We start from the raw sequence: 23,110 nt of genomic DNA on the forward strand, positions 1-23,110 counted from the left end.
CGGCGAGCATCCCTGCGGCCACTGGTCCATGTGGCCGCGAGTCCTCACCCAGGTCGTCACACACGGGCCGGCGACCGCGCCCAGCGCCTCCTACCATCGCCATTTCCGTACGCGCTTCCGCCTTGAGCGCGCCCTCAGCTCACCTGCCGTCGCCGTCAAGCGCTTCGTGGTCGCGCAGGAACCCGTCGACCTCCGCCCGCGTGGGCGGGACCGCCCCTGCGCGCGTGCAGGTGATCGCCGCCGCCGCCACCGCGAAGCGCAGGGCGTCGGCCAGGTCGGACCGGGAGGCGAATTCAGGGCCGGGGCTCGCGGAGACCTGGTCCGGGCCCGCGGACGATCCCGATTCGGCGGTGCGGTCCGGGAGGGCGCCGCGGGCGGCCAGGGCGTGCAGCAGCGCGCCGGTGAAGGTGTCCCCGGCGCCCACCGTGTCCACGACCTTCACCGGGAAGCCGGGGACCCGCACCGGCGGGCCGCTCGGCGTCACCGCGACCGCGCCCTCCGCGCCGCAGGTGAGCAGCACCACGGCGAGGCCGTGGTCGCCGATCCAGGCGCGGGCGGTGTCGAGGGGGTCCCGCTCCGGGTACAGCCAGGCGAGATCGTCGTCGCTCGCCTTGACCACGTGGGCGGCCTTCAGCCAGGGGTCGACGGCGGCGCGGTAGCGGGCCCTGTCGGGGAGCAGGACCGGGCGCACGTTCACGTCGTACACGACCGTGGCGTGCTCGCGCTGGGCGGCGGCCCAGGCGCGCAGCACCTCCGCGCCGGGCGGCAGGATCGAGGCGAGCGTGCCGAAATGGAGGGCGCGGGTGCCGGGCGGCAGCTCGGCGGGCAGTTCCGCCGGGGCCCACTGCCAGTCGGCCGTCCCCTGCACATAGAACTGGTACGCGGCGCCGCCGGAGTTGTCCAGGCCCACCACCGCGGCCGTGGTCGGCTCGGCCGCCTCGACGGCGAGCGAGAGATCGACGCCGCTGGCGACCAGATGATCGCGGAGCCGCCGGCCGAAGCCGTCCCCGGACAGCCGGCACAGCAGGCGCGCGGGCGTGCCGAGACGGGAGAGGGCGACCGCGGTGTTGGCCGGACCGCCGCCCGGGACCGCGCGATAGGTGTCCGGCTCCCCCGTGGGCACGAGGTCGATCAGGGCCTCACCGCAGACGACGATCATGCTTTTCCCTCCAGCGATCTTTCACCCCGACTGTTACCCACTAGTTAAAGTCTGCGTATTGACGCTCCATTGTGATCCAGATCACTGTGGAGAAAATGCGACAACGTTATCGCGTGACAACGTTAGCGCAACGCGTCTGAGCGGAGGCGGACGGCAAGTCGGCAGGAGAAATCAGATGCACGTCAACCATCGCCCAAAGCGGGGCGGAATCGTTCCCCTCGCGTCCGTTCTCGTCTCGGCCGCGCTCGCACTGAGCGCCTGCGGCGGCTCGAACGACTCGACATCCACCTCGTCGTCGGTGTCCGGCGGCCCGATCCGGGTCGGCCTGATCACCAAGACCGAGACCAACCCGTTCTTCGTCAAGATGAAGGAGGGCGCGCAGAAGGCCGCCGAGGCCAAGGGCGTCGAACTCATGACGGCGGCGGGCAAATTCGACGGCGACAACGCGAGCCAGGTCACCGCGATCGAGAACATGGTCGCCGCCGGCGTGAAGGGCATCCTGATCACGCCGAGCGACACCAAGGCGATCGTCCCCGTCATCCAGCGGGCCCGCGACAAGGGAGTGCTCGTCATCGCGCTCGACACCCCCACCGACCCGCAGGACGGCGCCGACGCGCTGTTCGCCACCGACAACTTCCAGGCCGGGGTGCTGATCGGCAAGTACGCCGCCGCCGCGTTCGCCGGCCGGCAGGCAAAGATCGCCACGCTGGACCTCGCGCCCGGCATCACCGTCGGCGTGCTGCGGCACAACGGCTTCCTGTCCGGCTTCGGCGTGCCCGGCATCGACCAGAACGCCAAGCAGCAGCTCACCGACCCGCGCGTGGTGTGCAGCCAGGACACCGCGGGCGACCAGGCCAAGGGCCAGACGGCGATGGAGAACTGCCTGCAGAAGGACCCCGGCATCAACCTCGTCTACACCATCAACGAGCCCGCCGCCCTCGGCGCGTACACGGCGCTCAAGGCCGCGGGCAAGGAGAAGGACGTCATGATCGTGTCGGTCGACGGCGGCTGCACGGGCGTCCGGGCGGTGCAGAGCGGGCAGATCGCCGCGACCTCGCAGCAGTACCCGCTGAAGATGGCCGAGCAAGGCGTGAACGCGGTCGTCGAGTTCGCTCAGAACGGCACGAAGGCCTCCGGCTACACCGACACCGGCGTCACGCTCATCGCCGCGAAGCCGGTGGACGGCGTGGAGTCCAAGGACGTGCAGTTCGGGCTGGACAACTGCTGGGGCTGACCGTACGGCCCGGCCCTCGCCGCGTCGCAAGGCCACCGATCCTCCGCGAACCGGCAGGGCCCACCGTACGAAGCGCCGACACGGGGAGGGTGAACGGGTCCGCCGGCCCGGCGGATTCCGGCTCGCCCGCCGGCGTCCGATCACGACGTCACTCCGCCCTGGCGACGGACCGACGATCCCGTGCCGCCACGCGGTGGGTTCGCCTGCTACGCCAGGGCGGAAGCCCGAGGTCTCCAGGGAAGGAGCGGCCGTTGACTTCCTCCCCTTCGTGAACGAGGGGATTCCCGCTCTCGCGGGCCGGACCTCCCCGCTTCACGGGCGACGGCCCTCGCCACCACTCCTCAAGGAGCGACAGTGACCGGTCCTATGCGGCCTCCACCGGCTGCACATCCCGCCGGCCCGGCGGCGGCCCCTCCACGCCTGGTGATCGCCGGAAAGGCGAGCGCGAACACGGCGCGGGCGCCGCACGTGGCGCCCGCGATCGCCTCGGCGGCGATCGAATGGTCCCCGCCCAGCTCCGCGGAGGATCCGATTCCCCCCTCGCCTGATGTCGAGAGTTTCCCCGGAGGTTCCCGATGACCACACCGGCGCAGGCGCCGCCCAAGGCACCTTCCGGCCGGTCCGCGACCTCGCCGCGCCGCAGGATCCCGGGTGGGATACCGGGCGGGTCCATCGCGGGCCCGCTGGCGGCCCTCATCCTGGCCTGCGCGTTCTTCGCCCTCAACACCGACCGGTTCCTGACCGGCGCGAACTTCTCGCTCATCATCCAGCAGGTGATGGTGGTCGGCACGCTCGCCATCGGCCAGACGCTGATCATCCTCACCGCCGGCATCGACCTGTCCTGCGGCGCGATCATGGCGTTCGGCACGATCGTGATGACGAGGCTGGCGGTGGACAACGGCCTCCCGCCGCCGGTCGCCGTCGCCGCCGGGCTCGCCGTCTGCACCCTCTTCGGCCTCGCCAACGGGCTGCTGGTGACCCGGGTGCCGCTGCCGCCGTTCATCGTGACGCTCGGCATGCTGAACATCGCCTTCGCGCTGACGCACGTGTACTCCCAGGAGCAGACCGTCACCGGCCTGCCGGACGAGATGCTGGCGCTCGGCTCGACGTTCGGCGTCGGCGACACCGACGTCACGTACGGCTCGGTGCTGGCGATCGCGCTGTTCCTGCTGTTCGCGTACATTCTCGGGCAGACCGCCTGGGGCCGGCACGTGTACGCGGTGGGCAACAACCCCGAGGCGGCCAGACTGACCGGCATCCGGGTGAACCGGGTGCTGCTGTCGGTCTACGCCGTCGCCGGGCTCGTGTACGGCATCGCCGGAGTGCTGCTGGTGGCCCGCACCGGCGTCGGCGACCCGCAGGCCGGGCAGACCGACAACCTCGACAGCATCACCGCCGTCGTCCTGGGCGGCACCAGCCTGTTCGGCGGACGCGGCGTGGTGCTCGGCACCCTGCTCGGCGCGCTCATCGTCGGCGTGATCCGCAACGGCCTGCAGCTCATCGGCGTACCGTCGATCTATCAGATCCTCATCACCGGCATCCTGGTGATCCTGGCCGTGACCGTCGACCAGATCTCCCGCAGGAGGGCGACGTGACCTTCGATCCCTCCCAGGACCCGACGACGGTCCGGGCGTCCGATCACTCCGTCCGAGGCTCCACGCTCGATCCCGTGCGCGATCCGGCGCGCGATCCGGCGCAGAACCGGGCCGCCGATCCGCTGCGGGACCCGGCCGCCGGTCCCCGGCCCGTGCTCTCGGCGCGCGGCCTGGTCAAGCGCTACGGCCACGTCACGGCCCTGGACGGCGCCGACTTCGACCTGCTGCCCGGCGAGGTGCTCGCCGTCATCGGCGACAACGGCGCCGGCAAGTCCACCCTGATCAAGGCGCTGACCGGCGCGCTCCAGCCGGACGAGGGCGAGATCCTGCTCGACGGCCGCCGCGTGCACTTCCGCACCCCGCTGGACGCCCGCCGCGCCGGCATCGAGACCGTCTACCAGGACCTCGCCGTCGCCCCCGCCCTGGACATCGCCGCCAACCTCTTCCTCGGCCGCGAGGTACGGCGCCGCGGCCCCCTGGGCACGATCTTCCGCATGCTCGACAAGAAGGCCATGCGCGAGCAGGCCGCCCGCCACATGGACGAGCTGAAGATCGGCCTGCGCTCGCTCACCCAGGCCGTGGAGAACCTCTCCGGCGGCCAGCGGCAGGGCGTCGCGGTGGCCCGCGCCGCCGCCTGGGCCCGGCACGTGGTGATCATGGACGAGCCGACCGCCGCGCTCGGCGTCCGGGAGTCCGGCCAGGTGCTCGACCTGATCCGGCGGGTCCGCGACCGCGGCCTGCCCGTGGTGCTGATCAGCCACAACATGCCCCAGGTGTTCGAGATCGCCGACCGGATCCACGTACAGCGCCTGGGCCGCCGCGTGGCGGTGGTGAACCCGCGCGAACGCGACATGTCCGAGGTCGTCGCGGTCATGACGGGCGCGCTCCGCGTCGACGAGGCCGATCCGGGCCGAACGGTCGTCGTGGACGCGGGCGCGGCGGGCGCGGCAGGCGTCGGCTCCTCCGGCAGGGAGCCCGGCCAACACACCGAACGGCACCGGCCCGAGGGGCTGCAGGACGAGCGCTTATCCCGGCGGGACGCCGAGGAGCACGGGCCCGGCCCCGAAGACGGGGAGGGCGAGCCTCCCCGCTTATCCGGAGGCGACAGGCCGTAACATCGCCGCCAATGAAACCGCACGTGCCGCGCCCCACGCTGAAGGACGTCGCCCGGGAGGCCGGGGTCAGCATCAAAACCGTCTCCCGGGCGCTCAACGACGAGCCCCGCATCAGCCCCGAGACCCGGGAGCGCGTGCTCAGAGTCGTCGACACGCTCGGCTTCCGGCCGAACGTCCTGGCCAGGCACATGCGTGCGGGTGCCCGCGACCAGGCGGTGGCGCTGGTCATCCCCGAGCTGGCCAACCCGTTCTTCGCCTCGGTGGCCGCCGGGGTGGAGAGCGTCATCCGCGAGCACGGGCTCACCCTCATCGTGGGCTCCTCCGACGAGCGGCCCGACCGCGAACGCCTGCTGGTCACCTCGTTCCTGGACCGTCAGGCCGCCGCCGTGCTGATCGTCCCGGTCGCCTCGGGCGACCACGCCTACCTGCGCCCCGAACGCCGCCGCGGCATGCCGATCGTCTTCATCGACCGCCCCCCGGTACGGATGACCGCCGACTGCGCCGTGACCGAGAACTTCGCCGCGGCCCGCGAGGGCGTGGCCCACCTGATCCGGCACGGCCACCGCCGCATCGCCTTCCTCGGCGACCTGCCGCACAACCTCTACACCCGCCAGGAACGCCTCCGCGGCTACCGCGCGGCCCTGGAGGACGCCGGTCTCCCGTTCGACCCCCGCATGGTCGCCCACGGCCACCACCCCCAGGAGTTCGCCGCCGCCGCCCTCGACCTGATCGCCCGCCCGACGCCCCCCACCGCGATCTTCGCGGCCAACAACTTCGCCTGCATGGGCGCGCTCAAGGCCCTGTCCCGCACCCGCCGCCGCGACCTCGCCCTGGTCGGCTTCGACGACTTCGACCTCGCCGACGCCTTCGACCCCGCCATCACCGTGCTCGCCCAGGACGCCACCCACCTCGGCGTCGCCGCCGCCCAGATGGCGATCTCCCGCCTCTCCGGGGAACGCAGTCGCGCCCGCACCGTGAAACTTCCCGCCCGCCTCATCCCCCGCGGCTCCGGAGAACTCCCTCCGCCGCCCGACGCCGCTTCGTCATCCTGACCGCGGCCGGGGTTCAAGAGGGCCCAAGAGGGCCCGGGAGGGAGGGTCAGTTGGCTTCGGCGCGGCCGAGGCGCCAGTAGCCCATGAAGGCGACCGCGCGGCGGTCCACGCCGACCTGCTGGACCAGGTGACGGCGGAGGGTCTTGACCATGGCGGCCTCGCCGGCGAGCCAGGCGTACAGGCCGTCGCACGCGGCGGCTGCGGTCGGGTCGGGGACCTCCCACAGCAGGTCGCGGTCCACGTCGATGTCGTTGAGGTCGCCCGTCTCGGCAGGGTTCACGGCAGGGTTCACGGCTGGGTTCGTGGCAGGGTTCGAGGCCATGGTGCGGGCCGGTGCGCCGGTCGCCTCGCGTACGGCCGGGATGAGGGCGTCGCCGTGGGCGGCTCCGTCCCTGGGCAGCCAGGTGATCTCGACGCCGGGGCGGGTGCGCAGGTCGAGGATGTCCTCGGCCTGCGGCACCTCCAGCAGGATCGTGGCGGGGACGTCCCCGCTCAGCGATTCGGCGATGGCGCAGATCGCGGGTACGGCGGTCTCGTCGCCGGCGAGCAGCAGCCGGGAGGCGTCCGGCGGAGGCGTCCACTCCCGGCCGCCATGGGGCCCGGGGTGGCGGGCGTCGGGGCCGACGACCGCCGCCGGGGTGCCGGGGCGGGCGGCGTTCGCCCAGCGGGAGGCGGGGCCGCCGTCGCCGTGCAGCACGAAGTCGACGTCGAGTTCGCGCAGGTCCTGCCGTACGGCGCGGACGGTGTAGGTGCGCAGGGGGTTGCGGCGCTCGTCGGGCAGCGCTCGCCACCGGCCGTACCAGTCGGGGCCGTCGGGGAAGTCGGCGAGGCCGGTGCCGGGCAGCGGGACGACCAGCTTGATGCGCTGGTCGGCGCCGTTGTCGGCGAAGCGGTCCAGCGCGTCGCCGGTGAAGGTGACCCGCAGGAAGTTCGGGCTGAGCCGCTCGGTGCGGGCGACCTCCACGTGAAAGGTCGTGTACGGCTGGATCTCCACGTCCTGGGTGTGGGTGCGCGTGCTGGCCATGTGCCTGCTTCCGGGTCGGCTGTTCTCTTCCCGGTAAAAGTTAGCTTTGCCTAACCTAAATAAGCAACCCGGGTGCCGTCAGGCGGAACCGGCGGCCTTCGCCGCGACCCGCCGTTCGAACCGCGCGGTGTCGATGAGGTGCCGCTCGTGGTGCCCGGTCCCGATCACGTCCCGCTCGTCGCGGCAGGTGACGGCGAAGCGCAGCCGCCGTCCGTCCAGCTCGACGAGACGCACCTCGGCGGTGACGGTCATGCCGGGCGGGGTGGCGGCGACGTGGCTCAGGTCCACGTGGGTGCCGACCGTCTTGTGTCCCTCCGGCAGGTACGGCGTGATCGCCGCGACGCAGGCCGACTCGACGAACGCCACCAGGTAGGCGGTGGCGAAGACGCGCGGCATGTCGGCGAAGTTGCCGAACGCGGGGGAGACGGCGGGCACGGTCAGCCCGTCGTCGACGGTCAGCCGGGCGGTGTGCGTCAAGCCCGGGGCGAGGGCGGCCGGGGGCCAGGACGTCTCGGTGGTCACACCGGCTCCTTCGCGACTGGCTGGGTGAGGGGCTGGGTGAGGGGCTGAGCGAGGGGCTGGGCGACCGGGTGGACGCGCGGGGCGGCGAGCCGTACGTAGTCGGCGGTGTGCAGTTCCAGGGAGCGGTCGAGCCGTGCGGCGTTGAAGAAGATCGTCTCGTGCTCCAGCAGGGCCGGGTCCGCGACGAGTTCGAGGTCGGGATGGAAACTGAAGGGCAGGATCGTGCCGCTGACGCTCCCGGCCAGCGCCTCGGCCCGGTCCGCGGAGGCGAACGCCACGTAGGTGCCGCCGTACAGGGTCTTGAGCTCCTGAAGATCCACCCGGCGGTCGCCGGACACCACCGCGAGCGCGTAGCGCGTCTGCTTCTTCCCTATCTTGATCATCGCGATGAGGCATTTGGCCGCCCGCTCGATCGGGTTGCCGCGCAGGACGCTGACGAGCTCGGTGCGCCCCTCGGGCTCGTGGTCGATGACGCGGTACCTGGCTCCGGCCTCGTCCAGCAGCGTGATCAGCCGCTCATAGGCGTCCGGCTCGTCGGCGGCGTTCGGCTCTGTAGTCATGTTTAGGGAGTTTCCTAATCCCCGAATTGATCTGTCAACCGTGGGCTGTCCGGTTTCCCCAGAGAACGATACAAATAGGCGAGACGTTCTCTTTCGGTGCAGGGGGAAGTATGGCGGTGCGGTCGCAGGCCTGGTACGGCGGGCAGGATCGGAACGGTTTCATCCATCGGGCCTGGATGCGGCGGGGACTGCCCGACGACGCCTTCGACGGCAAGCCGCACATCGCCATCTGCACCACCTGGTCGGACCTCAGCCCGTGCAACAGCCACCTCAAAGAGGTCGCCGAGCACGTCGCCCGGGGCGTCTGGGAGGCCGGCGGCGTGCCGCTGGAGATGCCCGTGCCCAGCATGGGCGAGACGCAGATGCGGCCCACGGCCATGCTGTACCGCAACCTCGCCGCGATGGCCGTCGAGGAGATGATCCGCGCCAACCCGGTCGACGGGGTGGTGCTGCTCGGCGGCTGCGACAAGACCATCCCCGCGCTGCTCATGGGCGCCTGCTCGGTGGACCTGCCCGCCCTGGTCGTCGCCGGCGGCCCGATGCTCAACGGCACCTGGCGGGGCCGCCCCCTCGGCTGCGGCACCGACGTGTGGCGGCTGTCGGAGGAGGTACGCGCCGGGACGCTCAGCCCCGAGGACTTCCAGCGGGCCGAGTCGGCGATGATCCGCAGCCGTGGGCACTGCAACACGATGGGCACCGCCTCCACGATGGCGTGCGTGACCGAGGCGCTCGGCATGACCATGCCCGGCAACGCGGGCATCCCCGCGCCCGACAGCCGCCTGCTGCAACTGTCGCACCTGGCCGGGCGGCGCATCGTGGCGATGGTCGCCGAGGATCTCACGCCGAGCCGCATCCTCACGCACGGCTCGTTCCGCAACGCGCTGGCCGCGCTGGCGGCGATCGGCGGCTCCACCAACGCGGTCGTGCACCTGCTCGCCATCGCCGGGCGGGTCGGGGCGCCGCTGTCGCTCGACGACGTGGACCCCTTCCACGACGTGCCGCTGCTGGTGGACCTGCAACCGGCCGGGACGCACCTGATGGAGGACTTCTTCCGCGCCGGCGGGCTGCGCGCCGTGCTGCGCGAGATCTCCGACCGGCTCGACCACGAGGCGATCAACGTGCTCGGCCGCCCCCTCGTCGAGGGCCTGGAGACGGCCGAGATCACCGACCCCGGCGTGATCCGCCCGGCGTCCGACCCGCTCCGGCCCGCCGCGGGCATCGCCGTACTGCGGGGCAACCTCGCCCCCGACGGCGCGATCATCAAGCCCGCCGCGGCGAGCCCGCACCTGCTGTCCCACCGGGGCCGGGCGATCGTGTTCGAGTCGCCCGAGGAACTGCACCACCGCCTCGACGACCCCGACCTCGACGTCGACGAGAACACCGTCATGGTCATGCGCGGCTGCGGCCCCCGCGGCTACCCCGGCATGCCCGAGGTCGGCAACATGCCGCTCCCGGCCAAACTGCTCGAACGCGGCGTGCGCGACGTGGTCCGAATCAGCGACGCGCGGATGAGCGGCACCGCCTACGGCACCGTCGTGCTGCACGTCGCCCCCGAGTCCGCCGTCGGCGGCCCGCTCGCCCTCGTCCGCACCGGCGACGAGATCACCCTCGACGTCGAGCGCCGCCTGCTCCGCCTGGAGGTCCCGGACGACGAACTCGCCCGCCGCACCCCGGCACCTCCCGCCTGGACCCCCAAGGGCGGCTACGAGTCCCTGTACGTCGAGCACGTCACCCAGGCCGATAAGGGCGCCGACCTGGACTTCCTCACCGGCGTCCGGGGCCGCGAGGTTCCCCGCCACTCCCACTGATCGCGTTCCGTGATCGCGGGGCCCGGACCGGTCAGGAGGCGGCGGTGGAGGCCACGACGGTGGTGGCTCGTTCGACGATCTCCTGCAGGTGGCGGTGGTGGGCGCCGCGCCAGTAGACGCGTTCGCAGGATGAGCAGCGGGCGAAGACGTCGTAGGTGCGCGACGTGCCCGCCTCCAGCAGGGACTCCACCTCGCTCTTGCCGACCGCTTCGAGCGGGGCGTTGCAGGCCGTACAGCGCGTCCAGGGGGCGAGCGGCGGGGCGAAGCGCGTCAGCACGTCGACGAGCTGGTCGTCGGGGTTCTGGCTGCGCACGTGCGCGCCCAGCCACAGGGTGCGGCGGCGCAGCAGGCCGCGGTCCTGCGTGAGCAGGATCCGGCGCTCGGCGTTGGCGATCTCGATGAGTGTGTCGTCGTCGAGGTCGTTGCCGTAGGCGGTGTCCACGCCGACCAGGCGCAGGCGCCGGGCGAGCGTGCCCAGGTGCACGTCGAGCAGGAAGATCGGCGGATCGATCGGTACGGCCTGGGGCCGTTCCACGGGGAGGATCCGGATCCGCTCGCCCGGCCGGGGCCGGTACTCGTGCCCGGCGCGACGGCCGTCGACCTCGACGGGGCCCACCTCGGGCAGCGGAATGCCGACCGATTCGATCACGTGGCCCAGCGACGCCGTGTCGTCGGAGGTGACGGTCAGCTCCCGTCCCCGGTTGCCGGGGAGCAGGAAGAGCCACAGCTCGGGGTCCACCTCGATCCGGATCTTCTCCTCGTCCATGCCCCCAGCATGCCAAGCGTAGCCGCCTGTTCGCCTCTCGTAATCCGGGCCTGTGGATAACCTGCACGGCCGGGACGCCTATGACGGCACCGGAATCGGTCGCGCCCTCTGCAAGGGGATCGTCGAGTACCACGGCGGCGTCATCGCCTTGGCACCGGCTACGGCGAGGGCCCCCGCTTCGTCTTCACGCCTCCGGTGGCCGCCGAGCCCCCACCGCCGAGCCCCCACCGCCGAGCTCCTCACCGCCGACCCCCACAGCGGAACCCTTCGCCGCCGAACCCGACCCGGCGTCGGCGGCGATCCGCATGACCACCCCGTCGATGTAGGAGCGGCACAGCCCGACCAGATCCACCTCCGGGTCGAGCAGCCACATCAACTGGGAGCCCTCAAGGAAGGCGACGATCTCCTGCGCGATCAGATCGGTGTCCACGTCCGCCCTGATCTGCCCCGCCTCGACCCCGTCCCGCAGCAGCAGGCCCAGATGGTGCCGCAACTGCCGACTACGGGTGCGGAACGTCTCGTTGAGCGGATCGTCCGGTTCGAGGTTCTCCGCCTCCAAAACCGTGTACAGCCGCGCGGGTCCGGGCGCGGCGACGGTGAACTCGACGTCGCGCACGATCGCCTGCAACGCCGACAGCGGGTCGAGCCCGGCGTACTCGGCCACCCGCTCCAGGGCCCGCCGGTCGATCTCGTTGATCACTGCTTCCAGCAGTCGCTCCTTGCTGCCGAAGTGGTGGAGTACGGCAGGCGCGGTGACCCCGGCCGCCTCGGCGACCGCGGAGATGCCCGTGCCCCGGTACCCCTGGCGCGAGAACAGCTCGATCGCGGCGTCGATGATGGCCTTCCGCCGCTCGACCCCGCGACGCTGAACCTGGCCCTTCACCCCTGCCACGCCCAGCAGCCTACTTGCCCGCATCGGACGCGGCGGAGCGCGACGACGCCCCCGGCTCAGGACTTCCGCGTGCCGTACTTGCTCCGCGCCTGCTTGCGATCCTTGACGCCCTGGGCGTCGCGCGTCCCTCTGACGATCTTGTAGCGGACGCCGGGCAGGTCCTTCACCCGTCCGCCGCGCACCAGCACGATCGAGTGTTCCTGCAGGTTGTGACGTTCCCCGGGCACGTACGCGGTGACCTCGGTGCCGTCGGAGAAGCGCACGCGGGCGACCTTGCGCAGCGCCGAGTTCGGCTTCTTCGGAGTCGTCGTGTAGACGCGCGTGCACACGCCCTGACGCATCGGGGCGCCCGCCAGGGCGGGCGACTTGGTCGTGCGGACGCGTCGCTTACGGCCCTTGCGGACGAGCTGCTGGATGGTAGGCATCGCTCTCCCTTTTTCCTTAATGCGCGTTCAGGATAATGGGCGATGCAGCCGCACGCCACCGGGTTTCCCGGGCCTGCTGCGACAGGGGGCGGCGATAAAGGGTTGGCGTCGGGGTGCGGGGGGTTGCCTATCCTTGCTGTGGAATGAAAACGTCATCGCCACGGCCGTCGTCGAGGTCGTCATCGTCTCGGGGGCCGCGGTCCCCGTTCGCCGACCTGCACGCCCGTCTCAGCGACCTCATGCTGCGCGACCAGCGCCGCCTGCGCCGTCGCCTCGAAGGTGCCCGCAAGGTGCGCGACGCCGCCGCCCGCCAGGCCATCGCCGAGCAGATCGCCGCCGACATCGAGGCCGCCGAGCTCCGCGTCGCCGCACGTCGCGCGGCCGTACCCGCGATCACCTATCCCGAGCGGCTCCCGGTCAGCCAGAAGAAGGACGAGATCCTCGCCGCCGTCCGCGACCACCAGGTCGTGATCATCGCGGGCGAGACCGGGTCCGGCAAGACCACCCAGATCCCCAAGATCTGCCTTGAGCTGGGCCGCGGCGTCTCCGGCGTCGTCGGGCACACCCAGCCGCGCCGCATCGCCGCCCGCACCGTCGCCGAGCGCATCGCCGAGGAACTCGACACCCCGCTCGGCGAGGCCGTCGGCTACAAGGTGCGCTTCACCGACCAGGTCTCCGACGGCACCCTGGTCAAGGTCATGACCGACGGCATCCTGCTCGCCGAGATGCAGCAGGACCGGCTGCTGTCGGCGTACGACACGCTCATCATCGACGAGGCGCACGAGCGCAGCCTCAACATCGACTTCATCCTCGGCTACCTCAAGCAGCTCCTGCCCAAGCGCCTCGACCTCAAGGTGATCATCACCTCGGCGACGATCGACCCCGAGCGCTTCTCCCGCCACTTCGGCGGCGCCCCGATCATCGAGGTCTCCGGCCGCATGTACCCGGTCGAGGTGCGCTACCGGCCCATCAATGAGGACGCCGACGAGGACCGCGACCAGATCCAGGCGATCGCCGACGCGGTCGACGAGTTGTGCGCCGAGGGCCCCGGCGACATCCTGGTCTTCCTCTCCGGCGAGCGCGAGATCCGCGACACCGCCGAGGCGCTCGCCAAACGCGACGACGCCGAGATCCTCCCCCTGTACGCCCGCCTGTCGGCCGCCGAGCAGCACCGCGTCTTCCAGCCGCACCGGGGCCGCCGCATCGTGCTCGCCACCAACGTGGCCGAGACGTCCCTCACCGTCCCCGGCATCAAGTACGTCATCGACCCCGGCACCGCCCGCATCTCCCGCTACAGCCACCGCCTCAAGGTGCAGCGGCTGCCCATCGAGGCGATCTCCCAGGCGTCGGCGAACCAGCGCAAGGGCCGCTGCGGACGCACCTCCGACGGCATCTGCATCCGCCTCTACTCCGAGGAGGACTTCCTCGGCCGCCCCGAGTTCACCGACCCGGAGATCCTGCGTACCAACCTCGCCTCCGTCATCCTGCAGATGACCACGCTCGGGCTCGGCGACATCGCCGCGTTCCCGTTCGTCGAGGCCCCCGACCAGCGGCAGGTACGCGACGGCGTCAACCTGCTGATGGAGCTGGGCGCGTTCGACGCCGAGCGCCGCATCACCCCGCTCGGCCGCAAGATCGCCCAGCTTCCGGTGGACCCCCGGCTCGCCCGCATGGTCGTGGAGGCCGACAAGAACGGCTGCGTACGCGAGGTCATGGTGATCGCCGCCGCGCTGTCCATCCAGGACCCGCGCGAACGCCCCGCCGACAAGCAGCAGGCCGCCGACGAGAGGCACAACCGCTTCCGCGACAAGGAGTCGGACTTCCTCACCTATCTGCGGCTGTGGGATTACCTGCGGGCCAAGCAGAAGGAGTTGTCCTCCAGCCAGTTCCGCCGCATGTGCCGCGCCGAGTTCCTCAACTACCTGCGGGTGCGGGAGTGGCAGGACATCTACAGCCAGCTCCGCCAGGTCGCGCTCACCCTCGGCATCTCGCTGGGGGAGCGGTCCGACGAGCCGGCGGATCCGTACCGAATCCACGTCTCGCTGCTCGCGGGCCTGCTGTCGCACATCGGCGTCATGGACGTCGACCGCAAGGACGAGGGGCCGGGCGCGCGCCGCGCCATCCGCGAGTACATCGGTGCCCGCAACGCCCGGTTCGCCATCTTCCCCGGATCGGCGCTGTTCAAGAAGCCGCCGCGCTGGGTGATGTCGGCCGAGCTCGTGGAGACCTCCCGGCTGTGGGCGCGCATCAACGCCAAGATCGAGCCGGAGTGGGTCGAGCCGCTCGCCCAGCACCTGGTCAAACGCACCTACAGCGAGCCGCACTGGGAGAAGGACCAGGCCGCGGTGATGGCCTACGAGAAGGTCACCCTGTACGGCGTGCCCATCGTGGCCCAGCGCAAGGTCAACTACGGCCGCATCGACCCGGAGCTGTGCCGCGAGCTGTTCATCCGGCACGCGCTCGTCGAGGGCGACTGGAACACCCACCACAAGTTCCTGCGCGAGAACCGCAAGCTCCTGGAGGACGTCGAGGAGCTGGAGAACCGCGCCCGCCGCCGCGACATCCTCGTCGACGACGAGACGCTGTTCGACTTCTACGACAAGCGCGTCCCGGCCGAGGTGGTGTCCGGCCGCCACTTCGACGCCTGGTGGAAGAAGGCCCGGCACGCCACCCCCGACCTGCTCACCTTCACCCCGGAGATGCTCGTCAACGAGGGCGCCGACATCAGCGCCCGCGACTATCCGGACGTGTGGCGGCAAAACGGCCAGCGCATGCACCTCACCTACCAGTTCGAGCCGGGCGCCGACGCCGACGGCGTCACCGTGCACGTACCGCTGCAGGTGCTCAACCAGATCGGCTCGGAGGGCTTCGACTGGCAGATCCCCGGCCTGCGCGAGGAACTCCTCACCGCCCTGATCCGCTCACTGCCCAAGCAACTGCGCCGCAACTTCGTCCCCGCCCCCAACTTCGCCAAGGCGGTGCTGGAACGGGCCGCACGCGACGGCATCGTCCCCGGCCGCGAACCCGTCCTCGACGTGCTCGAACGCGAACTGCTGCGGCTCACCGGCGTCACCGTGCCCCGCGAGGCGTGGAACCTCGACGCCGTCCCCGACCACCTGCGCATGACGTACCGGGTGATCGACGAGCGCAAACGCACGATCGCCGAGGACAAGGACCTCGACGCCCTCAAACGCCGCCTCGCCCCGAAACTCCGCGCCCACCTCGCCAAGGCCGGGCAGGACCTGGAACGGCGCGGCCTGCGCCGCTGGGACTTCGGCGAGCTGCCGCGCCTCTTCGAACAGGGCCGCATGAAGGCGTACCCGGCGCTCGTCGACGAGGGCGACAGCGTCGCGATCCGCATGTTCGAGACCGAGACCGAGCAGCTTTCCGCGATGTGGGCCGGCACCCGCCGCCTCCTGCTGCTCAACACCACCTCCCCGGCCAAACAGATCCTCGCCGGGCTCACCAACCAGCAGAAACTCGCCCTCAGCCGCGGCCCCCACGGCGGCGCGGCGGCCCTGTTCGACGACTGCGTCACCTGCGCCGCCGACAAACTCATGGCTGACGCCGGGGGAGTGGCCTGGAACGCCGGCGACTTCGCCCGCCTCCACGACCACGTACGCGCCGAGCTCTACGACACCACGCTCGACGTCGTCACCAGGTCAGAGCACATCCTGGCGGCCTGGCACGCCGCGGTCACCCGCCTCGAATCCATGACCGCGACCGCTCCCGCGCCCCTGCTCGCCCCGGCGCTCGACGACATGAAGGACCGGTTGGAGGCCCTGGTCCACCCCGGCTTCATCACCGAGACCGGGCAGCCCCGGCTCGCCGACCTGCTCCGGTACGTCCGCGCCATCGACCGCCGCCTCGAAAAGCTCCCCGACGACCCCTACCGGGACCGCGATCGCATGGACGCGATCCACGCCATCGAGGACGACTACCACGATCTTCTCGAAAAGCTGCCTCCGGCCCGCCGTACCGACGAGGCGGTCGTGCGCATCCGCTGGATGATCGAGGAACTGCGGGTCAGCTTCTTCGCCCAGACGCTCGGCACGCCGTACCCGATCTCCGAAAAGCGCATCCGCAAGGCGATGGACCAGCTCACCGGCTAGCGCCCCCGGTCCTGCCACCGGCGCACGGCGGCCCACGGCACGGGGGTCACCGGCGTGGCAACGGTCGCACCGCTCGGACCCTCCCGGCCGAGCGGTGCGGACCGCGCCCCCGGACGAACGCCCTAGCCCTTCCCGTTCGCGGCCTCAGCGGCGGCGAGCTCGGGTACAGGCCACGTGACGTGGGCGATCGTGCCGAGGTATGGAAGCGCTCGGGCGACGCGACGCCCGTCGGCGCGATCAGGTGGCCGATTTTCCATCGGCAGGTCCTCGCCGAGTTTCCGGAACGAATCCTGGAGACCGCCTGGTCGTGCGGACGCGGCGAGGATCGACGATCAGTGCTTGCCCTTCTCGACGGCCTTGGCCAGCTCGTCCTTGCTCATCTGGGAGCGGCCGGGAATGTCGGCCTGCTTGGCCTTCTCGTAGAGCTCTTCCTTGGAGAGGTCTGCGCCGGCATGGCCGCCCTTGGCCTGCCCGGAGCCCTTGGACTTCCCGGTGTCCTTGGGCTTGGCGGGCCGGCTCTTGTGCTTGGCGTTCTGCTTGAGCTTGGCCGGGGTCACGGCGCTCGGGTTACGCAGGACCTCGGCCTTCCCCTCGCTGAAGGTACGGCCCAGCTCCATCAGCAACTCCTGCGGGGCGGCTTTCGCCAGGAGGGGCAGGACCCTGCTCTCCTCCTCCTGGACATGCTCGTTCACGGCCTCGACAAGCTGCATCAGCCCCTGCTCGAACTCCGGGCTGTCGGGGTCGACTTTCTGAAGCTGGAAGAGGATCTCCTCGGCCTTGTGGTGCTCCTCGGCACCGTGCTCGACCTCCTCCCTCTGGTCGGGGGCAAGCCTGGCGATTTGCGGGTAAACCCTCTCCTCCTCCGCCACGGAATGGGCGAGGAACTTGGCGCACGCCTCGGCGAACAGCGCGGGGCGGTTCTCCGGATGCGCCTTAATCTGCTTGAAAAGAGATTCAACGTCACGGTGGTCGGCGGTGATCAAGCCGATGACATCAGTAGGCATGATGGTCCTCCTCGCGACCCCGCTACCCCGCATGTCCGTAACTATATGGACATAACGGACAAAGTGTAGCGTGATTGTTCTGGCGCGATCGGGCGCGGCGAGTTCCAGGGCGGGGCGGGCCGGCATCGCCCCCCGCCCAGGAGTGCGAGGCATGCAGGAGGTCACTCCCGTCGGCCTGGCCGGCCAGCTCCCTCGCCCAGGGGAGGAGACCTCGCGGCGACTGCGCGCCCCGAGCGGCGATCGCGCGCCGCGCCGGCGGCGACGGGAAAATGCCGCGCGGCGCCGGGAAGATGCAGTACGCGTCTCCCCGGCGCCGCGGCGGTCCGAGCGGGATGTGGCGTTCGGCGACGTTACGCCATGCCGATCTCGCTCAGGGACTTTCCGCTGCCCCGGTCGTCGAGCACCAGGGCGGCCCGCCCGTTGACGGTGTAGCGGATGTGCGTGACCTCGGGCGTGTGGATGACCCGCGTGGGCGTGAGTTCGAGACCCTCCTTGTCGCCGAGGCCGAGGGCGTCGTCGAGGAAGCGCATCCCCGAGCCGAGCACGACGGGGACGATGTGCAGCTCCAGCTCGTCCAGGAGACCGGCCGCGATCACCTGCCGCAGCAGCGTGCCGCCGCCCGCGACAGCACGTGCAGCACCACCCCCAGCCGCGGCCCCCGCTCGGGGTCGGGAGGCAGCTCAAACCGCGCCCCCGCCTCCCGCAGCCGCTGCTTGGCCCGCGAGATGCGCTGCCCCATCGTCTTCTCCGGCACCAGGAAGCACGCCGCGATCTCGCCGGTGGTCAGCCCGGCCACCGCCCGCAGCGTGAGCGCGAGCTGCGACGGCACGGTCAGCGCCGGGTGGCAGCACAGGAACAGCAGCTCCAGCAGGTCGTCCCGGGGCTCCTCGGCGTCCGGCGGCGGCGCGAGCAGCGCGTCACGCGGCATCGCCTCCGCCTCGGCCCGCTCCCGGCGCTCCCGCGCGCTGTCGGCCCGGACCTGGTCGACGTACCGATTCGCGGCGACCTTGTTGAGCCAGCCCAGCGGATGCTCGGGTACGCCGTCCCGCGGCCAGGCCTGAGCGGCGGCGATCAGTGCCTCCTGCACCGCGTCCTCGCACCGGGCGAAGTCCCCGTACCGCCGTACCAGCGAACCGAGGACCTGAGACGCCAGCGACCTCAGCAGCTCCTCGACCGGCTCGTCACTCCGCACCGCTGGCCCAGCCGCGCCCCATCAGCGGCCACATCTCCAGGCCGCCGCCGTGCCGTATCCCCGGATAGCTCCGCGCGATCTCCAGCGCCCGCTCCTCCCCGTCCACCTCGACCACGAAGTAGGACCCGACGAACTCCTTGGCCTCGATGTACGGCCCGTCGGTGATCACCACATCGCCGCCCTTCGACCGCACCGACCTGGCCCGGGGAATCAGCCCCTCGGACTCAAGGAGCTCGCCGGACGCGCGCAGGGCCTCGTTGAACCCGTCCACCTCGTCGATGAGCTTCGCCAGCTCCTCCGGCCCCTGGCCGTTCCATATCTCCTCGTTGCCATAGATCAGCATCAGATACTTCACCGCACAGTCCTCCCTGCTCAGGGCAGCGCCAAGGGCACGGCCCGCGCACCCGCCGCTAGATTCTGCACCAGCGGTACGACACCGGACGCATCCCCCGCGGTCGCCCCTGGCAAGCGTCACCCGGGCGTGCGGTCACGCGTCGGCGGCGGCTCGGGCGGCCATCACCTCGTCGACGTTCTCCTCGGCCCACACGGCGATCGCCCGGATCGGCGCCTCCAGCGACCGGCCCAGCGGGGTCAGCTCGTACTCGACGCGGGGCGGCACCTCGGCATGGACGCGGCGGGTGAGCAACCCGTCGCGGGCCATGGCACGCAGGGTCTGGGTGAGCACCTTGGGGGTCACGCCGCCGATCCTGTCACGGATCTCGGTGAAGCGGCGCGGCCCGTTCAGCAGGGTCAGCATGACCAGCGCCGACCACTTGTCGCCGATGCGATCCAACACCAGGCGAGTGGGGCAGTTTGGATCGAAAAGGTCGCCTTTGTTCATAGTTTCCTCAGGGTATCAATGGCACGTTGAAGTAACCAGTATCCAACGGATACCGTCCTGGCGAGGTCGCTGCTTCGACATCTCGTACAGGAGGTCAGCCTTGAAGATTCTGCTGCTCGGAGCCACCGGCATGATCGGAAGCCGGATCGCGGCCGAGGCGAGGAGCCGGGGCCACGAGGTCACCGGTGTCACCCGCAGCGGCTCGGAGGGCACCCAGGCCGCGCAGGCCAAGGACGCCGACGCGATCGCCCGACTCGCCGCCGGCCACGACGCCGTCGTCCTGTCGATCACCCCGCCGCGTGACGGGTCGGACCCGACATCCGGCCTGCTGGAGAGCGGCCGCGGCGTGCTCGACGGCATGCGCCGCGCGGGAGTACGCCGCCTGGTCATCGTCGGCGGCGCGGGCAGCCTGGAGGTCGCCCTGGGGTTGCGCCTAGTCGACCACCCCGAGTTCCCCCAGGAGTGGAAGAAAGAGGCTCTCGCCCAAGCGGAACTGCTCGGCGTCATTCGCGACCAGGCCGGCGACCTGGATTGGACCTACATCTCACCCGCGAACCTCATCGAACCGGGGGAGCGCACCGGCGACTACCGCCTGGGCGGTGACCAGGTCCTCTTCGACGCCGAAGGCAACAGCCGGATCAGCGCCGAGGACTTCGCCATCGGCCTGCTCGACGTCATGGAGAAGGGCGAGGCGATCCGCCGCCGCATCACCCTCGCCTACTGACCCCACCGGGCGACACCCCTCGCCCGACGGCCCGCCCGGCACACCACCCGGTCCGGGCCGTCCTCATGCTCGCGTAGCCGGACTCGGCCACGCCGGCTGATTCGTTACATGTGATCGACTTCGACGACTCTTGGCCCGCGGCGAGGTACACCTCGGCGAGGAGACGGGCTTGGAGTTGAGAGCGGAAGAGCGGAAGAAGGTCCGGCACCGACGTTCCCATTTCGTCGAAGATAACTTGCGTCATGTGGGAATGTCATCGGCCGAGGTCTCTCCACGCGGGCGCGACCTGCATCTTTCCCGGCCGTTACAAGGACGTGGGCGGGGCCAGCCGGAACGTGGCCTCCACGACGGCGTGGACCTGGATGGTCTCCGGCTCCAGGGCGATCGCGGGTGGCCCGCCCGCGTCGAAGGCACTCGCCCGCTGGAACGCCATCGCGGTGGGCGCCAGGGCGTAGTCGCCCGGGGTCGGCGTGCTGCTGAGCCCTGCGTCGGCGATCTCCACCACCCCGGTGATCTCCGTGCCGAGGGTCCGCGCGTACGTCTTCGCCTTGGCCAGCGCGGCGTGCACGGCCTGCTCGGCTGCCTGGTCGTATACCCCGGATCCGGGTCTAAGCTCCCAGCGCGGACCCTCCACGGTGGTCAGCTCCTCGTCGCCGAGCAGGGTGACCAACTCGCCGAGCACCCCGAAGTCCCGGACGGTGACCCGGATTCGTACGCCGCCGTGGTAGGCCCTGACCCTCTCCCCACGCCCCTCGCGCAGCTCCGGAACGACCGCCACCGCGGAGGTATCCACGTCCTCGACGGCGTCTCCGTAGCGCCCGATGAGGTCCAGGCACGCCTGGTTGCGTTCGGTGAGCGACTCCAGCGTCCGCCGCCGGTTCTTGTCCTGCGCCCGGACCACGACGGTCAGCCGGGCGATCTCGGGCTCCACTTCGAGCGTGGTTTCCCCACGCACACGGACCACAGGCTCGGCTCGCTCGGTCATGTCGCTCCCGTCGGTCGTCCTCAGGCGTCGGGCCCACTCTAGGTCGCTTCCGCGAACACGGCGGAGTGATCTACACCGTCGGGCCGCCTCCCTGGCCGTGGGCCGCCGCCTCAGCGAGATCGAGGTGCCGGTACCCGACGAGCGATGGTGATAGCCATCGTCCGCGACGACACCTCGATCTCATTCAGCGGAACCTCGGCCGCCTCTGCTGGCCCGGCGACCGTCTGGTGGTCGTCGGCATGCTCGGCGCCATGACGTAACTCGTCAAATACCTCCGCGGCTGAGTCGTGACACCGTGGGGATGTTCACCACCGCGACGTCGATGCCGACGCCGCGGAGCGCCACGGCGGCCTGCAGGAGCGACACCTGCGCGAAGGTGAACAGGTTCTTGACCGTGAGAGGCGTGCCGTTCTTGAGGGAGATCCCATAGATCACCTTCTTGGGCATGAAGTCATCCGTGATCGGATGGCCGGGAGCCTGCTTGCGCACCTCCCTGAGAAACTCGGCACGCGCCGAGCTGTGCAGCCGAAGGGCGTCGGCGGAGACCCTGCCCTGGGCGAAGAGGTGGTTCAACGGGGCGGTGGACGCGGCGCGCTTGATGTGGATGAGTTCGTTCTCCAAGCCCAGCAGATCACACGACTCGAATCCGCGCGGGTGCTGTTCGGTGTGGATGAGGCGCCTGTCCATGCAAGCGAAGCCGCTCGCCGCGGCCGCCGCCTCGTTGTAGTCCTTCTCCTCCTTCAGATCGGCGGTCCAGTCGATGAGCGAGACTCCCGCAGGGGTGGTGAGCAGTTCATGAACCTGTTGGCGGATGCTCTCCAGGTGCCGGTCGCCGACCTCGTACCACCGCCCCTCGTGGTAGAAGAAGCGACTCGTCCCGAGCGAGACCTCGGCGGCCAGCCACTTGTGCGCCGCGATCTGGGCACTGGCGACGTCCTTGCCCGCCTCGTCCCTGCAGAGCTGGATGTGGCCTTTGGCGAGCGAGGCCAGGCGCTTCCCCGCCTGCAGGGCGGAAGTCTTCTTCAGGATGTGGTCCAGGTCCAGGTCGGCGATCGCCTGCCTCCGGGGACCGATCTTGACCCAGAAGGAGACGGCGCCGTCGATCTCGTCCAGGCAGACCGTGGGCGGAGTCAAGGCGAGGCTGCCGTCCGCAGGACTGCCCAGCAGGTCGTCGAGGCGCCGGTCAAGCTCCTCGCGGCGGACGTCGTCAGACTTGAGCGGCCGGACGCGGGCGATCGCGTCGAACTCGGGTGCGGGTGACGCCTCGGCGGAGATGCGACCGATCGTGGACAGGTCGGAGAGCAACTCCTGAGGCGCGGTCGCCAGGTGAATCTTGAGAGCGTCGGTGCCGGCGATCTGCACGGACTGCCTGCGCCCCTTGCTCAGGGTGAGGGAGGTCTCTCCCAGCTTGCCGGCGAGACGGCTGACCACCTCGCCGTACTCCTCGATCGCGAAGGCGCGGATGTGCTGGTCCTGTGCCGCCGAATTCCGATCGGTACGCCCGCGAGCGTCCATCATGCTGCGGGTCACCTGACGGACGGCACTCGGCATGAGGGCCCTGACGGCGAAGCCGAAGCCGAAGCCGGGCGTCACGCGGGCGTGGTCGAGAAGAAGGTGACCCATCCCGAAAGTGATGGCGAACACCTCTTTGTCAACGGGGACGAGGAGCGCACCGGCGGCGGTCCGATTGTGCACGTCGGGCCGGACCGAGGTAATCCGCTGGACCGTGTCCACCCACTCGGGAGGGCGGTCCCCGCTGATCACTCCGCTGTACAGCAGGCAACGCGTGCCCCCGACAGCGACCTGTCGAATCGTGAAGTTGTGCTGGTCCCGGTACCTCAGGTTCAAGGCATGGTGCAGGGCGTCGAAGTCGGGTTCGACGCCCTGCAGCAGGTACAGCGTGCTGCGCCGGGTACGGGGGACGTTCGCCTCCGCGACGTCCTGGGCGTTCTCCTCCAGGGAAGGGCTCATGTGAGTCTCCTCGTAACGAGAGCGTTGACGGTTGCGGGAAAGGCACGCAGGACCGCGGGAGGCGCAAGGGGGCCTCGTGGGGTCTGCGAGCCAAAGATGATCGTGAGGCCGAGAGTGACAGCCCTGACG

Annotated in this window: 20 protein-coding genes and 1 pseudogene; 7 read left to right on the forward strand and 14 right to left on the reverse strand. The window is 70.7% G+C overall.

Features of this window, described 5'->3' with window-relative positions; all coding sequences use genetic code 11:
• Positions 1 to 139 precede the first annotated feature (139 nt).
• Positions 140 to 1,159 (reverse strand): carbohydrate kinase, encoded by a 1,020-nt coding sequence (locus AB0K60_RS01210; protein ID WP_364047197.1) that lies wholly within the window; start codon positions 1,157 to 1,159, stop codon positions 140 to 142.
• A gap of 175 nt (positions 1,160 to 1,334) precedes the next feature.
• Here AB0K60_RS01210 and AB0K60_RS01215 point away from each other — a divergent pair, with 175 nt between their 5' ends.
• The 4 genes and pseudogenes from AB0K60_RS01215 (at position 1,335) to AB0K60_RS01230 (ending at position 6,155) form a co-directional block, all read left to right on the forward strand.
• Positions 1,335 to 2,393 carry a sugar ABC transporter substrate-binding protein gene (locus tag AB0K60_RS01215; RefSeq protein ID WP_364047200.1) on the forward strand — a complete coding sequence of 353 codons (1,059 nt, stop codon included), beginning with the start codon at positions 1,335 to 1,337 and terminating at the stop codon, positions 2,391 to 2,393.
• Positions 2,394 to 2,968: 575 nt separating this feature from the next.
• A complete protein-coding gene (locus AB0K60_RS01220; RefSeq protein WP_364047203.1) occupies positions 2,969 to 3,988 on the forward strand; it encodes an ABC transporter permease in 1,020 nt (339 codons plus the stop codon).
• 122 nt (positions 3,989 to 4,110) lie between these two features.
• A pseudogene (locus AB0K60_RS01225) lies at positions 4,111 to 4,890 on the forward strand (ATP-binding cassette domain-containing protein); the annotation flags it as partial.
• A 224-nt stretch (positions 4,891 to 5,114) separates the two neighbouring features.
• A complete protein-coding gene (locus AB0K60_RS01230; RefSeq protein WP_364047206.1) occupies positions 5,115 to 6,155 on the forward strand; it encodes a LacI family DNA-binding transcriptional regulator in 1,041 nt (346 codons plus the stop codon).
• 46 nt (positions 6,156 to 6,201) lie between these two features.
• Here AB0K60_RS01230 and AB0K60_RS01235 read toward each other — a convergent pair whose 3' ends face one another.
• The 3 genes from AB0K60_RS01235 to AB0K60_RS01245 form a co-directional block, all read right to left on the reverse strand.
• Complete coding sequence (locus AB0K60_RS01235; protein WP_364047209.1) at positions 6,202 to 7,179, reverse strand: siderophore-interacting protein; 978 nt, start codon at positions 7,177 to 7,179, stop codon at positions 6,202 to 6,204.
• 78 nt (positions 7,180 to 7,257) lie between these two features.
• Positions 7,258 to 7,701, reverse strand: a complete 444-nt coding sequence (locus AB0K60_RS01240; protein WP_364047212.1) for a thioesterase family protein — start codon at positions 7,699 to 7,701, stop codon at positions 7,258 to 7,260.
• Positions 7,698 to 8,261: a YbaK/EbsC family protein gene (locus AB0K60_RS01245; protein WP_364047215.1), complete on the reverse strand. Its 564-nt coding sequence runs from the start codon at positions 8,259 to 8,261 to the stop codon at positions 7,698 to 7,700. The genes AB0K60_RS01240 and AB0K60_RS01245 overlap by 4 nt, the downstream gene beginning before the upstream one ends.
• Before the next feature lie 110 nt (positions 8,262 to 8,371).
• Between AB0K60_RS01245 and AB0K60_RS01250 the strand changes: the two genes are divergently transcribed.
• On the forward strand, positions 8,372 to 10,069 hold the full coding sequence (locus AB0K60_RS01250) for an IlvD/Edd family dehydratase (RefSeq protein WP_364047218.1): 1,698 nt from the start codon (positions 8,372 to 8,374) through the stop codon (positions 10,067 to 10,069).
• Between the two features lie 31 nt (positions 10,070 to 10,100).
• Here AB0K60_RS01250 and AB0K60_RS01255 read toward each other — a convergent pair whose 3' ends face one another.
• The 3 genes from AB0K60_RS01255 to rpsL form a co-directional block, all read right to left on the reverse strand.
• Entirely contained in the window at positions 10,101 to 10,835 is a 735-nt protein-coding gene (locus AB0K60_RS01255) for a Mut7-C RNAse domain-containing protein (protein ID WP_364047221.1), read from the reverse strand.
• 184 nt (positions 10,836 to 11,019) lie between these two features.
• Complete coding sequence (locus AB0K60_RS01260; RefSeq protein WP_364047224.1) at positions 11,020 to 11,727, reverse strand: helix-turn-helix domain-containing protein; 708 nt, start codon at positions 11,725 to 11,727, stop codon at positions 11,020 to 11,022.
• Between the two features lie 56 nt (positions 11,728 to 11,783).
• Positions 11,784 to 12,152, reverse strand: coding sequence for a 30S ribosomal protein S12 (gene rpsL, locus AB0K60_RS01265; RefSeq protein ID WP_364047227.1), 369 nt, complete (start codon positions 12,150 to 12,152; stop codon positions 11,784 to 11,786).
• Positions 12,153 to 12,295: 143 nt separating this feature from the next.
• On the opposite strand from rpsL, the gene hrpA reads away from it, so the two are divergent.
• Positions 12,296 to 16,264: an ATP-dependent RNA helicase HrpA gene (gene hrpA, locus AB0K60_RS01270; protein ID WP_364047230.1), complete on the forward strand. Its 3,969-nt coding sequence runs from the start codon at positions 12,296 to 12,298 to the stop codon at positions 16,262 to 16,264.
• Positions 16,265 to 16,596: 332 nt separating this feature from the next.
• Here hrpA and AB0K60_RS01275 read toward each other — a convergent pair whose 3' ends face one another.
• From AB0K60_RS01275 to AB0K60_RS01295, 5 genes are all read right to left on the reverse strand, one after another.
• A complete protein-coding gene (locus tag AB0K60_RS01275) occupies positions 16,597 to 17,268 on the reverse strand; it encodes a hemerythrin domain-containing protein (RefSeq protein WP_364047233.1) in 672 nt (223 codons plus the stop codon).
• Between the two features lie 350 nt (positions 17,269 to 17,618).
• On the reverse strand, positions 17,619 to 17,864 hold the full coding sequence (locus tag AB0K60_RS01280) for a hypothetical protein (RefSeq protein WP_364047236.1): 246 nt from the start codon (positions 17,862 to 17,864) through the stop codon (positions 17,619 to 17,621).
• Positions 17,861 to 18,460 (reverse strand): sigma-70 family RNA polymerase sigma factor, encoded by a 600-nt coding sequence (locus AB0K60_RS01285; RefSeq protein WP_364047239.1) that lies wholly within the window; start codon positions 18,458 to 18,460, stop codon positions 17,861 to 17,863. The genes AB0K60_RS01280 and AB0K60_RS01285 overlap by 4 nt, the downstream gene beginning before the upstream one ends.
• The gene (locus tag AB0K60_RS01290) at positions 18,450 to 18,815 is read right to left on the reverse strand and encodes a YciI family protein (protein ID WP_364047242.1); all 366 of its coding nucleotides are present in this window, start codon (positions 18,813 to 18,815) and stop codon (positions 18,450 to 18,452) included. The genes AB0K60_RS01285 and AB0K60_RS01290 overlap by 11 nt, the downstream gene beginning before the upstream one ends.
• Before the next feature lie 132 nt (positions 18,816 to 18,947).
• Positions 18,948 to 19,256 carry a helix-turn-helix domain-containing protein gene (locus AB0K60_RS01295; RefSeq protein ID WP_364047245.1) on the reverse strand — a complete coding sequence of 103 codons (309 nt, stop codon included), beginning with the start codon at positions 19,254 to 19,256 and terminating at the stop codon, positions 18,948 to 18,950.
• 145 nt (positions 19,257 to 19,401) lie between these two features.
• On the opposite strand from AB0K60_RS01295, the gene AB0K60_RS01300 reads away from it, so the two are divergent.
• On the forward strand, positions 19,402 to 20,025 hold the full coding sequence (locus tag AB0K60_RS01300) for an NAD(P)H-binding protein (protein ID WP_364047248.1): 624 nt from the start codon (positions 19,402 to 19,404) through the stop codon (positions 20,023 to 20,025).
• A 304-nt stretch (positions 20,026 to 20,329) separates the two neighbouring features.
• On the opposite strand, the gene AB0K60_RS01305 is transcribed toward AB0K60_RS01300, so the two are convergent.
• Entirely contained in the window at positions 20,330 to 21,010 is a 681-nt protein-coding gene (locus AB0K60_RS01305) for an SIMPL domain-containing protein (RefSeq protein ID WP_364047251.1), read from the reverse strand.
• A 264-nt stretch (positions 21,011 to 21,274) separates the two neighbouring features.
• On the reverse strand, positions 21,275 to 22,981 hold the full coding sequence (locus AB0K60_RS01310) for a DUF6119 family protein (RefSeq protein ID WP_364047254.1): 1,707 nt from the start codon (positions 22,979 to 22,981) through the stop codon (positions 21,275 to 21,277).
• Between the last annotated feature and the right edge of the window lie 129 nt (positions 22,982 to 23,110).

This window comes from Thermopolyspora sp. NPDC052614 (genome assembly GCF_040678635.1).
Classification (GTDB): Bacteria; Actinomycetota; Actinomycetes; order Streptosporangiales; family Streptosporangiaceae; genus Thermopolyspora.

What these genes read in the sequence shown, in the direction of transcription:
- rpsL (WP_364047227.1), bottom strand. Translation starts at nt 12,152, where the DNA reads ATGCCTACCATCCAGCAGCTCGTCCGCAAGGGCCGTAAGCGACGCGTC.
- hrpA (WP_364047230.1), top strand. Translation starts at nt 12,296, where the DNA reads ATGAAAACGTCATCGCCACGGCCGTCGTCGAGGTCGTCATCGTCTCGG.
- AB0K60_RS01235 (WP_364047209.1), bottom strand. Translation starts at nt 7,179, where the DNA reads ATGGCCAGCACGCGCACCCACACCCAGGACGTGGAGATCCAGCCGTAC.
- AB0K60_RS01275 (WP_364047233.1), bottom strand. Translation starts at nt 17,268, where the DNA reads ATGCCTACTGATGTCATCGGCTTGATCACCGCCGACCACCGTGACGTT.
- AB0K60_RS01210 (WP_364047197.1), bottom strand. Translation starts at nt 1,159, where the DNA reads ATGATCGTCGTCTGCGGTGAGGCCCTGATCGACCTCGTGCCCACGGGG.
- AB0K60_RS01215 (WP_364047200.1), top strand. Translation starts at nt 1,335, where the DNA reads ATGCACGTCAACCATCGCCCAAAGCGGGGCGGAATCGTTCCCCTCGCG.
- AB0K60_RS01255 (WP_364047221.1), bottom strand. Translation starts at nt 10,835, where the DNA reads ATGGACGAGGAGAAGATCCGGATCGAGGTGGACCCCGAGCTGTGGCTC.
- AB0K60_RS01250 (WP_364047218.1), top strand. Translation starts at nt 8,372, where the DNA reads ATGGCGGTGCGGTCGCAGGCCTGGTACGGCGGGCAGGATCGGAACGGT.
- AB0K60_RS01220 (WP_364047203.1), top strand. Translation starts at nt 2,969, where the DNA reads ATGACCACACCGGCGCAGGCGCCGCCCAAGGCACCTTCCGGCCGGTCC.
- AB0K60_RS01310 (WP_364047254.1), bottom strand. Translation starts at nt 22,981, where the DNA reads ATGAGCCCTTCCCTGGAGGAGAACGCCCAGGACGTCGCGGAGGCGAAC.
- AB0K60_RS01245 (WP_364047215.1), bottom strand. Translation starts at nt 8,261, where the DNA reads ATGACTACAGAGCCGAACGCCGCCGACGAGCCGGACGCCTATGAGCGG.
- AB0K60_RS01305 (WP_364047251.1), bottom strand. Translation starts at nt 21,010, where the DNA reads ATGACCGAGCGAGCCGAGCCTGTGGTCCGTGTGCGTGGGGAAACCACG.
- AB0K60_RS01230 (WP_364047206.1), top strand. Translation starts at nt 5,115, where the DNA reads ATGAAACCGCACGTGCCGCGCCCCACGCTGAAGGACGTCGCCCGGGAG.